Here is a 13,881-nt window from a genome sequence, read left to right as displayed (position 1 = left end):
GCTGGATATGTTTTCATTCTTTTCTGTTCAATTCAACTTGCTTAACCTACGCCGTGATAGAATCATCCTTGACCGGCAGGAGGGAGTTCTAATGTATAACAGAGATCGTATAAGAAACATATCGATTATTGCTCATATCGACCACGGCAAAACGACACTTGTCGATAGACTTCTCGACATAACCGATATAGTGGACAGAAGACATAAGCAGGATCAATTCATGGATTCGATGGACATAGAAAGGGAGAGAGGCATAACTATTAAGTCGAAGCCGGTTAAGCTCAACTATAAGGCTGATGACGGAATTACTTATGAGATAAATATCATCGACACGCCGGGTCATGTCGACTTCAACTACGAAGTTTCGAGAAGCCTTGCGGCTTGCGAGGGAGCAATTCTTCTGGTAGATGCTTCTCAGGGAGTTGAGGCCCAGACCGTGGGGAATACGTACCTGGCTATCGAGAATGATCTGGAACTCATACCGGTTTTGAACAAAATCGATATCCCTAACGCAAATATTGAAGAGACGCTGGCAGAGATAATCGACCTCATCGGCTATTCTTCGGACGATTGCCTTCAGGCAAGCGCGAAGACAGGTCAGGGAGTGAGGGAGATACTGGAAGCGGTAGTCAGCAGAGTCAAGCCTCCTTCCGGAAAGCTTGAAGCCCCATTGAAAGCTCTAATCTTTGATGCCATTTACGATAAGTATAGAGGAGTAGTAGTTCATGTCAGAGTTTTCGATGGAAGCGTCAAGGCCGGAGACAAGATAATGATGATGTCTTCGGGAGAGACCTTCGAAGTTGTAGAAGTCGGATACTTTCTGCCTCAAATGGAAAAGACAGACTCTCTAGATGCCGGCGAAGTAGGCTACATCATTGCCGTCATAAAGGACGTTTCGAGTGCGAAAATCGGCGATACGATAACCTCGGCCAGCAACCCCACCGCGGAAGCGATGCCGGGGTACAAAGAGGCGAAGCCGATGGTCTACGCCGGAATGTTCCCCGGGATGCCGGAGTACTACGATGAACTGAGAAAGGCGCTGGACAAATTCAAATTAAACGATGCAGCACTCGTCTTCGAGCCAGAAAACTCTCCGGCACTTGGTTTTGGATTTAGGGTTGGCTTTCTTGGACTGCTTCACATGGATGTAGTGAGGGAGAGGCTTGAAAGAGAGTTCGACATCACCTGCATTCTGACCGCTCCAAACGTTGTCTATAGAGTTACGATGCAGAACGGGGATGTTGAGGAGATAACGAATCCCGCAAGTTTCCCCGAGCCGGGAGAGTTTCTGAAGGTTGAAGAACCGTTCGTAGATCTTTCTATTATCACCCCCTCCGAGTATATGGGGAACCTCATCGGTTTCATAACTTCAGAGAAAAGAGGGGAGTTCAATGCGGTAGAGAACGCCGGAAAGAACCGTGTCGTTTTGAGATTCGAAGCCCCGCTCTCTGAAATCATGTTTGATTTCTTTGACAGGATGAAGGCTATTTCTAGGGGATATGCATCGATGGATTACGAGATCCTCGGCTATAGAGAATCTGATCTGGTGAAAGTGACAATCCTGGTCAACAGAGAAACCGTTGACTCACTATCGTTCATCGTCCATGTCGATAAGGAGTATCCAATTGCAAAGAAGGTTGTCGACAAGCTGAGCGAATTAATACCTCAGCACCAGTTTCAGATTCCCATACAGGCGAAATCAAGAGGTAGGATAATCGCGAGGAGTGACATAAAGGCCTTACGAAAAGACGTGCTTGCGAAGTGTTATGGAGGGGACCTGACGAGGAAGATGAAGCTCCTTGAGAAGCAGAAAGAGGGAAAAAAGCGGATGAGAGAGATTGGGCAGGTATCGATTCCGCAAAACGCTTTCCTCGCTATTCTAAGGATTGGCGAAGAAGAGCGATGAGGTGAACCGAATGATAAAGCTTGGAGCACACATGTCCACATCGAAGGGCTTTGACAGAGTCCCAAAAGAAACTGTTTCGATAGGCGGCAACGCCTTCCAGATATTTCCTCACAGTCCCAGAATGTGGAGAGCATCGCTTCCAAAAGAGGAGATGTCGAATAGCTTTAAAGATGAAATGAAAAGGGAATCGCTGGATCCCTTTGATTCTATGGTACATTCGGGTTATCTGATCAACATCGCCTCTCCTAACGAGGAAGTTTGGGGAAAATCCGTTACTTTGCTTTCCCTTGAGATGAAAATAACCGCTTCCCTCGGTCTGAAGTATTTGAACTTCCATCCCGGGAGCCACCTTGGAGATGGTCTCGAGGAGGGAATTGCGAGGATTCTGAAAGGTATAGAGATTGTACTAGGCGAGAACCGGGAAAATGATGTCATGCTGCTGCTCGAGAACGTTGCTGCGAAAGGAAATCACATAGGCAGCAGCTTTGAGGAACTCAAGTCAATTATTGACGGAGCCGTACAACCAGAGAGAATCGGAATAACGTATGATACTTGTCACGGGTTCGATTCGGGTTTCGAGATAAGAAACAAGGAAGGTACCTCGAGACTAATCGACAAGATTGATTCTACGGTGGGCTACGAAAAACTGAAGATGATACATCTTAACGATAGCAAGTTTCCTCTAGGTGCCGGCAAAGACAGACACGAGATGATCGGTAAAGGCCATATCGGAAAAGACGATGGTTTCAGAGAATTTCTTTCCAATGAGAGAATTCAGGAAAAACCTTGGCTTCTGGAGACGCCTGGGGACGATGAGGATCACGCTTCTGAAATTGAGTATATTAAGAGACTACTCGGATAGTGGAGGACTGTAATCGATGAAGAAGAAGTTCGTTGTGGTTACCGGAGGTGTAATAAGCGGAATTGGCAAGGGGATACTCTCTGCCTCCATCGCGCGCGTAATGAAGGAATGTGGGGTAGAGGTTAACACCCTCAAGATCGATCCCTATCTAAATCTTGACGCCGGAACGATGAATCCTAATCAGCATGGTGAAGTCTTCGTCACAGAAGACGGATACGAGGCAGATCTCGATCTTGGACACTACGAGAGATTTCTCGGAAAGAACATGAGAAGAGAAAATAATATGACCGCGGGCCAGGTATTCAAGACAATAATCGATAAAGAGAGAGAGGGAGACTTTCTCGGGGCGACCGTACAGATGGTTCCTCACGTTACAGACGAAATAAAGTCACGAATCAAGAGCGTTCCCGGTGAACTCATAATGATAGAAATCGGTGGTACCGTCGGTGACATTGAAGGTGAGATCTTCCTTGAAGCCGTTCGCGAACTATGGGTCGAAGAAGGTCCTGAGAACTTCCTCTTTATTCATGTAACATATGTTCCTTACCTCAGAGTGACCAACGAATTCAAGACCAAGCCTACTCAACAGTCTGTCCAGCTTCTCAGAAGAATTGGCATTCAACCTCAGATGATCGCTGTCAGGTCCGAAAAGCCTATTGAGGAGAATGAGCTTGCCAAGATCGCTCTCTTCGGTGGAGTTGATCGACAGATGGTCTACAATCTGCCCGACTCCGAAAACGTCTATGATGTTCCTCTTATAGTCTACTCGTACGGGATTCATAGAAAGATTGCCGCCTGGCTCAGTATAGAAATTGAGGAAAGGTTCGATTGGAATTACCCCAGATCATTCCTTCCAGCAAGAATCGCGCTGATCGGAAAATACCTTGGCACCGATGATGCTTACAAGAGCATTTCGGAAAGCATCGCGCTTTGTGGAGTAAGCAAACCCGAAGTTATCGACTCGCAGTGTTTTGAGGACATGACGGAAGAGCAAATAAAATCTGAGCTCAGGAAGTACGACGGGATAATCATCCCCGGCGGTTTCGGAAAGAGGGGAATAGAAGGGAAGATCTCAGTAATAAAGGCCGCCAGAGAAGAAGATACTCCAATTCTTGGAATATGTCTTGGGATGCAGCTTATGGTTATCGAGTTTGCAAGGAACGTCGCCGGATATGAGGGAGCCAATTCTACGGAGTTCGATCCGTCGACCCCTTATCCCGTAATTGACATTATGGAAGAACAAAAGGAAATCATGAAACTCGGCGGAACCATGAGACTTGGTGCCCAAGAGACTCCTATTGAGCAAAACACCGTCCTTTTTGAAGCTTATAACGAACCGTTAGTCTATGAAAGGCACAGGCATAGATACGAAGTCAACCTTGATCGCTTCCCCGAGCTCTTCAGAATGCCCGGAGAAATCGATGTAAAGAAACTCTCAATATCCTCAAAAGCGACTTTCGTGGAGGCAGTCGAGCTTCCCGAAAAGAGTTTTTTTGTCGGAATTCAGTATCATCCCGAGTTCAGATCGAAAGTGGGCAAGCCTAATCCGGTGTTCGAACTCTTCGTCAAGCGAGTCATAGAGAAGCGAAGGAATCAATAGTGATCTTCTGCGGTGGAAGAAAGCTCGATCTCTCCAGCCCCGTTATTATGGGGGTACTCAATGTGACTCCGGATTCTTTCTTCCCGGGCAGCAGGTACCAAGGCGGAGTTACTGCCGTAGAAGCCGCGATAAGGATGCTAGATTGGGGAGCTTCGATAATCGATATAGGTGGAGAGTCTTCAAGGCCGGGCGCGGAGAAGGTAAGTATCGGCGAAGAGATTTCCAGAGTAGTCCCGGTCATAAGGCAGCTGCGCAACAGGAGGCCGGATGCCGTTATTTCTGTTGATACTTACAACAGCGAAACTGCCCGACTCGCACTTTCTGAAGGAGCGGACATAGTAAATGATATTACGGGGCTTAGTTCAGAGGAGATGATCCACGTCATCTCGGAGAACAATGCGGCAGTAATAATTATGCATATGAGAGGAGACCCTGCTACTATGAGCGCGATGACCGATTACCGCGATGTGGTCGGAGAGGTTTCGGCATGGCTGGTTGAAAGAGCAGACCGCGCAATTAGAGCGGGGATAAGTAGAGAGAGGATAATCCTCGATCCGGGGATAGGTTTTGCCAAGAATGCGGAGCAGAGCATCGAGATACTGAGAAACATCTCTAAGTTCAAGCAACTGGGGTTCCCTCTTCTTGTAGGGCATTCAAGAAAAAGTTTCATCTCCAAGATTACGGGAACACAGGTAGAAGAAAGATTGGAAGAGACGCTTTCAATCTCAACTTACCTGTATCTGAAAGGGGTCGAGATAATTCGCATCCATGATGTTCAGGAGCACGGTCGAATCTTTGGTATACTTAAGATACTAAACCCATGCATAGCAAATGGGAGGGAATGATTTGCCTTACGCTAAGCGTTCAAAGAAGTATTGGAAGGAGACTTGGCAAGCGTATCTTTTTCTATTGCCTTCGATAGTGATCTTGAGTGTGTTTGTCTTTTGGCCGATCGGCTTCTCTCTTGTTCTGAGTTTCTTCAAATGGGATTATACTTCAACTACCCGGTACTTCATAGGTCTTGACAACTATAAGGAGCTTTTCAGACTTACATATCCCGTTCAGTTGAGTTTTGTCAACTCGCTGATAAACACGGCAGTATACGTCGTTGTTGTTCTTGTGGTGATTCAGATTCTCTATCATCTGTTCGGGCTAATGAGCAAATACGACAAAACAAAGAAAGGCCACTCGCTTTTGTACGGATTGTTCGCTGCTGCGCTAATCGGCTATATCCTGCTGCGCAACTTATCGAGTGATCTTTCCGCTGCAGGACTGTTCGCTGGACTTGGATTGATGGGTTTGGGGCTCTTTGTGCTTCTCCGAAGGAGAGGAAGCATTCAGAGCATTAAGATGAGGTCCAGCCAGTGGTCTACGATGATTCTCTTCGCTGCCCTATATTACGTATTGGCCTTTGTAGTATTGAAGCAAAGCGCGGACTTTGTTCAGTACTTCACTCTTGCAAAAGAGAGCTCGGACTTTCTGAAATCTATCTACAACACCGTCTATTACGTCTTGCTTGCCGTGCCTACTCAGATAGGTCTTGCTCTGATCATAGCGATGCTTCTCAACAAAAACATCAAGCTTCGTTCTCTGTTCAGGACTGCCTACTTCATACCCTTTGTCACGTCAGTAGTAGCCGTGTCTCTGGTATGGCAGTGGATGTTCAATGACCAGTTCGGGTTACTGAACTATGTTCTCTCGATCTTCAATCTGCCGAGGATCGCCTGGCTTAAGGAAGAAGTGTGGACCATTCCGACTATCGCCATAGTCTCGGTTTGGCAGCACGTTGGCTACACCACTGTAATCTTCCTTGCCGGTCTTCAGAATATAGATAGATCGTATTATGAGGCTGCAGATGTCGATGGAGCAAGCGGCATGCAGAAGTTCAAATTCATCACGTGGCCGCTTCTTTCGGGTACGACGTTCTTCATTATGATAATAACGATGATAGGTGCATTCAAGGTCTTCTCGCAGATTTTCATACTATACCAGGGACTGCCCGGACCTGTCAACAAGAGTGGGTTGACACTTGTCTACTATGTATTTGATGCCTTCTACAATCAGCAGAGAATGGGAGTCGCAAGCGCAGCTGCCTACATACTATTCGTGATAATCCTGATTCTTACTATGGTACAGATGTACGTAGGCAAGAAGCGCGTTCACTATGAGGGTTGAGGTGCGCAGATGACCACATCATCGACTAAGATAATCTCGAAAATCCTTCTCTATGTAGTAATTATTGGGGGAGCATTCCTGATGCTCGTTCCATTTGCATGGATGGTTGCCACGTCGTTCAAAGCTCCCAGCGAGGTTTCTAGCTGGCCGCCAGTTTGGACCACGAAAAATGCAGCAAGCTCCTTCACCTTTAAGACTCAGATTAAGCAGAAGAGCACCAGCGCCTCTGTCGATCTTGCGACGCTGAGTCTTAGCGAATTCAGGAACTTCGCGGCACTGATGGAAGAGTCAGTTAGTTTTGATACCCTTTCTGTTAATTTGAACGATGACCCCATAAGGAGAGGCGAAATAGAGATCCAGCTGCTTGGCAGAGATGGCGCTCCTGCAAACTACGCATCGCAAGTTGATGAACAGCTCTTTGCCGAATTGGTCGACAGATATAGCGCGATCAAGGATAACGTACCGGATGCTCATGCAAAGTCATTAAGAGATCTACCGGTAGAAGATGCAGGGAGATTTCTTGACGGATTCTTCAACGCAGCTGTCTATAGTGATGGTGGGTTTGTGAAGAGAGTAGTCCTGGTTAGCTCTCTAAGAGCGCAGTACTCAAGAGCGATCGAAAGGCTATCTCAAAGCGTTGAGACTGCGATGAAGGAACTGCCAATAGATACCGATGCAACCAAAGAGATGAAGGCAAGAATCCGCGAAGAGTCGGCTGTACTCCTTGAAGGGCCTGTTGCTGCTCTTGCAAAGTCAATAGAGTCACTTGAGTCTTACAGAACCGGTACAACAGGAGTTACCGAACTGAGCGAACTAGAAAGGATCGTGGCCGATCTTAGAAGCAGCACAGATGAAATTCGGAAGGCTGTCTCCGAGATTATCGCTTTGTCTGAAGAAGTCTCTGCTGGAGACGCTCGGATGTCCCTGTCTGTACGCCAGCTGGAGCGTTCATTGGAAAGCATCCCTGATGGGCTGGTGCAATGGTCGGATTTGCTTGACCTTTACTCCGACATAAAAGTCTTTTACAACGAATCTCAGAACGCCAATCTTTCAGGTTCTTCGATTGTGGGTAGAATCAGAACCGATGCTGAGGTCCATGCGTTGCTTTCGCAATTCATAGAGAGTTGGAATGTTGAGCGGGAGCTGAAGGATTATCTGCTTTCCGCAATTAATCCATCCAATGTTCGAAGTGCAGTTACGATCTTTTTGAACTATCTCGACAGGGATTTCAAGAACAGCCTTTCGCAGTACTTCACGAATACTCAAACACCGCTAGAGGTCGTCAACGACGCAATGAACTTCTTGAGGACATCACTACTTGTTGCCGCTAATCCGGAGCTTGACAGGAAGGTCAGAAGCGCAATGGATCAGAACACAACTTATGCTGATCTTGTGGCCCTTTTGAGAGAAGTGGCCTCATCTGCCGGTCAAACGATAGGGGTCGGAGGAATAGTAGCCAACCTTGATAGACAGGCGAACATAAGTGGTCAAGAACCGTTTGCTGATTTCATCAGACGTAGATGGAAAGAGACTTCTATGGTCGGTACTTTCTCGAAGGTACATTCCGACATTTTCAGCGAGCTTGACCTTTCAATCAAGCCGGTCGAGGTTGAGAGGGTCTATTACAGGGGAATAATCTCTCCTTCCGGAGCGAAGTCCTTTGACATAAAGCTTGCGGGAATACACGCAGTCTGGCTTAAAGACGATGTTCCAGCCGGCAAGGCGAATTTCACATTTGCTGAAACGTTCAAGAACTTCTTCCAGAATTACGTTTCGGCTTGGAATGCGGCTCCGTTTGGCAGGTACTACTTCAACACTGTGTTTGTGGCGATGGTTACGACTTTTGTAGAGATAATCTTTGCGGCGATGGCCGCATTCGCCTTTGCGAAGATGGATTTCTTCGGCAAGAATCTGTTGTTCACGCTCTTTTTGGCAACGATGATGGTTCCTGGCGAGGTCCTGTTGGTCCCGAACTATATCACGCTTACGGCGCTCGGTTGGGTGGACTCGTACTATGCTCTAATCGTTCCGTGGGTTGTCTCCGTCTTTGCGATATTCCTTCTGAGGCAGCATTTCATGACGATTCCTAATGAACTCTACGATGCGGCTATGATAGACGGACTCTCAAAGTGGCGTTTTCTCTGGACGATTCTCGTTCCGCTCTCAAAGCCGGCGGTGATTACTGGTGCGCTGCTGAAATTCGTTGGAAGCTGGAATTCTTTCCTCTGGGTTCTTATTGTTACAAAGAGTCCGGAGATTAGAACTTTACCTGTCGGGCTCCAGAATTTCAGTTCGGCTACCGGAAGCGACTATCACCTTTTGATGGCCGCTGCCACTTTCTCGATAATTCCTGTTGTAATTCTCTTCTTGATTACGCAGAAGTACTTCATTGCCGGAATTGCCAGGAGTGGTCTCAAATAAAGAGCAAGAAGGATAAGTCAAGATTCCCGCTCGGGTTGTTCTTGTTCATGGCTCTTCTCTTATCGCTCCTGGCGATAACGAATGTCAACGCTTACCTTAGCTACAAACAGGCTCAAAGAAGACTGGAGAATCTCCAGAAAGAGTATGATGCGCTCGAGAAAGAGATAAGAATCAAGGAATCCGAACTTGATCTGCTTAGAGAGTTGATTCCTGGCATCAACAATGGAGAAAACAGATGAGATTCGTGGTTACGACTTCGTACAAACCGACGAAAGAAGAGGTGTCTTCTGCGAGAGAGCTGGCCGAAGAACTCGGTGTTAAATATGTTTCAAGAAGCCGGCTTAAGCAATTTGAGAGCGAGCATTCGCTCGACTTCTACTATGTTTTCGATAAGAATGGCCAGTTAACCATTAGAAATAGGGAGACGGTTTTCTTCTTTCACCCCGGAATGTCAAAGGTAAGATTCAAGAACATGAGGCTTCAAGACTCCGACTATTTGATCAAGAGCATGGATCTCTCCGGAAGTGAAACTGTGTTGGATACAACGTTCGGTCTCGGAAATGAAGCGCTTCTTATCGCGCACTATCTGCCTGAGGGCAAAGTGATAGGCCTGGAGGCGTCCGAACACATATACAGGATCGTTTCTCACGGTCTTCGCAACTACCCCTATGCAGATGAATGGTTAATAGAGGCTTCGAGAAGGATAGAGCTTCATAATAGAGATTTACGAGACTTTGTGAAAGGCTGTGAAGACAATGCCTACGATATAGTCTATTGTGATCCTATGTTTGACAGCCCGCAGATGAGGTCTCATTCGATTAACCCTCTAAGGCCATTTGCGATGTATGAAAGGATAAATAGATCGGACGTCGATGAAATGATCAGGATTTCATCAAAGAGGTTTATTATCAAAAGCAGAACACGAGACAGCCTCTTCGAAGAGCTCGATCTCGAGTTTGACAGGCTCTGGGGCAGCAAAAAGAGCGGTGTCCTGTACGGGGTTATTGATAAAGAATGATACCAATTCTCCTCGGACCGACCGCTGTGGGAAAGACATCGCTTCTTCTGGATTTGGCTCAGAGACTCCCGATAGAAATTGTATCCGTTGATTCGCGTCAGATCTACCGTTTCATGAATATCGGCACGGCCAAGCCGACCGAGAGTGAACAGGCCGTCCTTAAGCACTGGCTGATCGACATACGTGATCCTGATGAAGACTTTGATGTGATGGAGTTCAGAAACCTTGCTCTGGAAAGTGTTGCGGACATAACTGCTAGAGGGAAGATCCCGATTCTCGCCGGTGGAACTGGCCTTTACGCCGAGGTCCTTATGAAGGGTTTGGTGGACGTCCCTCCTAGAGATGAAACGGTGCGAGAGGCCCTTCTTCAGATAGAATCCGAAAACAAAGGATCGCTGAGGAAGATCCTGGAAAGAGTCGACAAGAATGCCTTTGAAAGATTCCACGAGAACGATCTCAAGAGAACTATAAGGTATCTTGAGGTTTTCTTCAAAATGGGAAGACCGCTAACTGAGTTGCAGAACGAGAGAGATCACAATCGTGAGTTTTTTCTTGTCATTCTTGAAAGGGATAGGAGCGAGCTCCATGCCAGAATAGAGAGTCGTCTACATGAGATGATTCGCGCAGGCCTTGCCGATGAGACCGAGAGCCTTCTGTCGAAAGGCTATGGGCCCGAGCTCAACGCATTTAAGACAATAGGTTACGCCGAAATGGTACAATATGTTAGGTGTGGTGTATCCCTTTCGGATACCATCGAGCGGATTCTTGTGAACACAAGAAGATACGCTCGTCGTCAGATTATGTGGTTTAGAAGATATTCAGAAGCTCTGAGAATTGACCTGTCCAGTCTGGAAGGTGAGGCTGCTCGGGTTTTAGAAAATGCGATTCTCTCAGTTTGGGGGGGTAAGAATGGCTGAAAAGTTCAATTTGCAGGATCGTTTCCTGAATCTTCTTAGGGTTAACAGGATCGAAGTGAAGATGTACCTCGAAGGGGGATTCCAGACGAAGGGTTTGGTCAAGTCGTTCGACAATTTCACGGTGCTGCTTGAGGACGGTCAGGAGCAGACTCTGGTCTACAAACATGCAATCAAGATGATGGTTCCCCAGAAGTACGTGAAATTGACGAATACTACTGGCAAGAAGGAGGACTGAAGCGAGCATAGACACTTTACTTGTCGCTGTTTTTTCGTCTGAAGAGCAGAATATCAAGTCAGAAATACTGGGCGAGCTTAACGAGCTCGCCCGGACTGCTGGGTACGAAATCGTTGAGACGGTGGTCCAGAACCTCGATTACCCTGATCCCCGTCACTATCTGGGCAAAGGCAAGGTGGATTTTGCGAGGAGAACACTGGAAGCTTTTGGTGCAGTCCTCATTATCACCCGTCATGAGCTGTCTCCATCTCAGGCAATGAACCTGGAGAAGCTTCTTGGAGTCCCCGTAATGGATAGGACGCAACTTATCCTGAAGATCTTTGGGGACCACGCATCGACCAAGGAAGGGAAACTCGAAGTTGAGATGGCCAGTCTTAAGTATCAGTTGCCGAGGCTGAAAGGCTTCGGAAGGATGCTTTCACAGACTGGAGCGGGAATAGGAACAAGAGGGCCCGGAGAGAAGAAGCTTGAAACGGACAGGCGGCAGGCGCAGGACAGAATCTCTCGGCTTCGCAAAGACATAGAAGAGATGGGCAGGCAGAGAGAGATCTCGAGGAAGAAAAGACTCGTTTCGTCGATCCCACTGGTTTCCTTTGTAGGATATACGAATGTTGGGAAGTCATCGCTGGTATCTGAAATCAGCAGTGAAGACCTTCTTGTAGAGAACAAATTGTTCGCGACTCTTGATACTCGAGTCAGGAGAGCTAGACTACCTGCAGGAATGCAGGTTCTCATTTCAGATACCGTTGGATTCATTAGAGAACTGCCACACGAATTGATGGAGAGTTTCAGATCGACGTTAGATGAAGTCAAATACTCGGATCTCCTGGCTGTAGTTTCCGATGCCTCTGACATGGCAGTCAAAGAGAAATATGAAATCGTCGATCGTACCCTGCGGGACATCGGCGCCGGTGAAATCAAGAGGATCCATGTCTTGAATAAGATCGATCTATGCACGAATGAGAGACTTGCGGAGCTCGGGACGATCTTTCCAGAAGCCGTGATGGTTAGTGCTCTGAAGAGTTACAATATCGAAGGTATATTGAGCGAGATATCAACGCGGCTATACGGTAAGAGATCTCGGAGAAAACTTAGACTTAAACCTACCGAGTTTTCGAGCTTCATGAGGTTCAGGGGTTCGGTTGAAATTCTTTCTGAGAACTACGAAAAGGATCTTATTGAGGTTGAGTATGTGTCCTCCGATGAGATAAATAAAAGGCTCATTTCTTCTATTTGTGAGGAGGGAAGGAAATGAAGAGATTATTGTCGGTCACAGCGGTACTCTTATTAGTAGGTGTGCTGTTTTCTGCGACTTTGCTGTTTCCGCTGAAGAGGGCTCCAGAAGTAACAGGTTACTTTGGCGAGTATCGTGGCAACTCAAGAAACATCAATTATCCCGAGCACTTCCATATGGGAATGGATTACTCCACGGGAAGCATCGTTGGATTAGATCTCCTTTCTCCGGACAACTCGTATGTTCACCAGATATACTTAAATCATCCCATATACGGGATCGGTATAGCTCTGATGCTTCCAGAGGTTACGAACATTCTCACAAACGAGAAAGGAATCAATGTTATATTCGCTCACGTTAACGAGATTGGAGATACTTCCTCTCTCACCGGAAGAAAACTCAACGATCTTTATCATCAATTGATCTCCGAGTTTGGAGATCAATATATCGAAGTAACCTTCGACCCGAGAGAGCTTCCGTTTAGGAAAAGCGATGTTGTTGCGAAATCCGGAAACAGTGGAAATGTGCCGCCTCATCTTCATCTCGAAGTAAGAGATTCAACTATGAAGACGATAATCAATCCCGGATTCTATTTTGACACAGGTAATCCGACATCTGCGGTTGAGATTCTTGACATAAGGGCAGGCGGAAAGACCTATTCTTTCGCACAGGGAAAGCCAACGATCGAAATGACCCCCAGCACCCCTCTGGATCTCCATGCCAAGGTGCAACTGAGGCATCCGGTAAGCCCGAAGACGATCGAGCTTTATGTTGAAAACAATCTCGTGTATCAGATTGACTTCGTTTCTTTCGATTTGGACGAAGCAGACAGGGTCCACGAAATATACTCTTCGCCATCGACAGAGTCTGACTACTGGTTTAACCTTAACTCCAGGATATCTCTCAGTTTGCTTCCGATAAACATCTGGGACGACATAGACTGGACGAATCCAAGAGATGCCAGGGTAGTAGTTCGTGATCACTGGGGCAACGAGGCTTCGAAGGACTTCAGAATAGTCATGAGGAGGTAGTTTCGGATGTTTTTCAAGAAGAAGCCGCGTGACATAAGTAAGAATCCGTTTTACGACAGTGGAAACACAATTATCGTGCATTTTGAATGCAACAAGTGTGGGGAGAAGTTTAGAAGTCACTTGAGAAAGTACTACGATGTGAGCGTCAATTACGGAAAGGGAAAGGGAGCCTATAGACTGGATAAAGAATTTGTTGGCAGCAAGTGTCAGAACAAGATCCAGATCATTGCCGACTTCAGCAGAGCATTCAGGCCCTTGTCCTTCGAGATAATTGGTGGTAGATTCTTGTCCGAGGAAGAATATGGAGAATAGATTCAGTTTATAGGAGGCAGTCATGAAGACTTGGTTGTTCACCAGTGAAAGCGTTACCGAAGGCCATCCCGACAAAATGGCAGATCAGATTTCAGATTCGATACTCGATGCGATGTTGACTCAGGATGAAGATTCTAGAGTCGCGGTTGAGACTCTTCTGGCAACGGGCG

The 13,881-nt window shown here is 46.8% G+C and carries 14 protein-coding genes; all 14 read left to right on the top strand.

Annotated elements, in window-relative coordinates; all coding sequences use genetic code 11:
• Positions 1–91 precede the first annotated feature (91 nt).
• Positions 92–1,906: a translation elongation factor 4 gene (lepA, locus tag B3K91_RS01340; protein ID WP_102819367.1), complete on the top strand. Its 1,815-nt coding sequence runs from the start codon at positions 92–94 to the stop codon at positions 1,904–1,906.
• Positions 1,907–1,916: 10 nt separating this feature from the next.
• Positions 1,917–2,768, top strand: coding sequence for a deoxyribonuclease IV (locus tag B3K91_RS01335; protein WP_292591969.1), 852 nt, complete (start codon positions 1,917–1,919; stop codon positions 2,766–2,768).
• 16 nt (positions 2,769–2,784) lie between these two features.
• Positions 2,785–4,368 carry a CTP synthase gene (locus B3K91_RS01330; protein WP_292591967.1) on the top strand — a complete coding sequence of 528 codons (1,584 nt, stop codon included), beginning with the start codon at positions 2,785–2,787 and terminating at the stop codon, positions 4,366–4,368.
• The gene (gene folP / locus B3K91_RS01325; protein ID WP_292589381.1) at positions 4,368–5,213 is read left to right on the top strand and encodes a dihydropteroate synthase; all 846 of its coding nucleotides are present in this window, start codon (positions 4,368–4,370) and stop codon (positions 5,211–5,213) included. Before B3K91_RS01330 ends, folP begins: the two co-directional genes overlap by 1 nt.
• A gap of 1 nt (position 5,214) precedes the next feature.
• On the top strand, positions 5,215–6,543 hold the full coding sequence (locus B3K91_RS01320; RefSeq protein ID WP_292591965.1) for a carbohydrate ABC transporter permease: 1,329 nt from the start codon (positions 5,215–5,217) through the stop codon (positions 6,541–6,543).
• Between the two features lie 9 nt (positions 6,544–6,552).
• Entirely contained in the window at positions 6,553–8,964 is a 2,412-nt protein-coding gene (locus B3K91_RS01315) for an ABC transporter permease subunit (RefSeq protein ID WP_292591963.1), read from the top strand.
• A gap of 47 nt (positions 8,965–9,011) precedes the next feature.
• A complete protein-coding gene (locus B3K91_RS01310; RefSeq protein ID WP_258394188.1) occupies positions 9,012–9,203 on the top strand; it encodes a hypothetical protein in 192 nt (63 codons plus the stop codon).
• A complete protein-coding gene (locus B3K91_RS01305) occupies positions 9,200–9,982 on the top strand; it encodes a class I SAM-dependent methyltransferase (protein WP_102819374.1) in 783 nt (260 codons plus the stop codon). Before B3K91_RS01310 ends, B3K91_RS01305 begins: the two co-directional genes overlap by 4 nt.
• Positions 9,979–10,899, top strand: coding sequence for a tRNA (adenosine(37)-N6)-dimethylallyltransferase MiaA (gene miaA / locus B3K91_RS01300; protein WP_214059933.1), 921 nt, complete (start codon positions 9,979–9,981; stop codon positions 10,897–10,899). Before B3K91_RS01305 ends, miaA begins: the two co-directional genes overlap by 4 nt.
• Entirely contained in the window at positions 10,892–11,134 is a 243-nt protein-coding gene (gene hfq / locus B3K91_RS01295) for an RNA chaperone Hfq (protein ID WP_099828549.1), read from the top strand. The genes miaA and hfq overlap by 8 nt, the downstream gene beginning before the upstream one ends.
• Positions 11,109–12,389 carry a GTPase HflX gene (gene hflX / locus B3K91_RS01290; RefSeq protein ID WP_349682097.1) on the top strand — a complete coding sequence of 427 codons (1,281 nt, stop codon included), beginning with the start codon at positions 11,109–11,111 and terminating at the stop codon, positions 12,387–12,389. Before hfq ends, hflX begins: the two co-directional genes overlap by 26 nt.
• On the top strand, positions 12,386–13,399 hold the full coding sequence (locus B3K91_RS01285; RefSeq protein WP_214059934.1) for a hypothetical protein: 1,014 nt from the start codon (positions 12,386–12,388) through the stop codon (positions 13,397–13,399). The genes hflX and B3K91_RS01285 overlap by 4 nt, the downstream gene beginning before the upstream one ends.
• 6 nt (positions 13,400–13,405) lie before the next feature.
• The gene (locus tag B3K91_RS01280; RefSeq protein WP_292591958.1) at positions 13,406–13,711 is read left to right on the top strand and encodes a hypothetical protein; all 306 of its coding nucleotides are present in this window, start codon (positions 13,406–13,408) and stop codon (positions 13,709–13,711) included.
• A gap of 22 nt (positions 13,712–13,733) precedes the next feature.
• The coding region (locus tag B3K91_RS01275; RefSeq protein WP_292593919.1) for an S-adenosylmethionine synthetase N-terminal domain-containing protein at positions 13,734–13,881 on the top strand (148 nt) is incomplete at its 3' end.

Source organism: Mesotoga sp. UBA5847 (assembly GCF_002432735.1).
In the GTDB taxonomy this organism is placed as follows: Bacteria; Thermotogota; Thermotogae; order Petrotogales; family Kosmotogaceae; genus Mesotoga.
The sequence above is the reverse complement of the archived record's forward strand: the minus strand, read 5'-3'. Positions and strand labels throughout refer to the sequence as shown.

Excerpts from the sequence above, each read along its gene's own strand:
- B3K91_RS01310 (WP_258394188.1), top strand. The coding sequence starts at position 9,012 with ATGGCTCTTCTCTTATCGCTCCTGGCGATAACGAATGTCAACGCTTAC.
- hfq (WP_099828549.1), top strand. The coding sequence starts at position 10,892 with ATGGCTGAAAAGTTCAATTTGCAGGATCGTTTCCTGAATCTTCTTAGG.
- B3K91_RS01315 (WP_292591963.1), top strand. The coding sequence starts at position 6,553 with ATGACCACATCATCGACTAAGATAATCTCGAAAATCCTTCTCTATGTA.
- B3K91_RS01335 (WP_292591969.1), top strand. The coding sequence starts at position 1,917 with ATGATAAAGCTTGGAGCACACATGTCCACATCGAAGGGCTTTGACAGA.
- B3K91_RS01305 (WP_102819374.1), top strand. The coding sequence starts at position 9,200 with ATGAGATTCGTGGTTACGACTTCGTACAAACCGACGAAAGAAGAGGTG.
- lepA (WP_102819367.1), top strand. The coding sequence starts at position 92 with ATGTATAACAGAGATCGTATAAGAAACATATCGATTATTGCTCATATC.
- B3K91_RS01280 (WP_292591958.1), top strand. The coding sequence starts at position 13,406 with ATGTTTTTCAAGAAGAAGCCGCGTGACATAAGTAAGAATCCGTTTTAC.
- B3K91_RS01330 (WP_292591967.1), top strand. The coding sequence starts at position 2,785 with ATGAAGAAGAAGTTCGTTGTGGTTACCGGAGGTGTAATAAGCGGAATT.
- miaA (WP_214059933.1), top strand. The coding sequence starts at position 9,979 with ATGATACCAATTCTCCTCGGACCGACCGCTGTGGGAAAGACATCGCTT.
- B3K91_RS01285 (WP_214059934.1), top strand. The coding sequence starts at position 12,386 with ATGAAGAGATTATTGTCGGTCACAGCGGTACTCTTATTAGTAGGTGTG.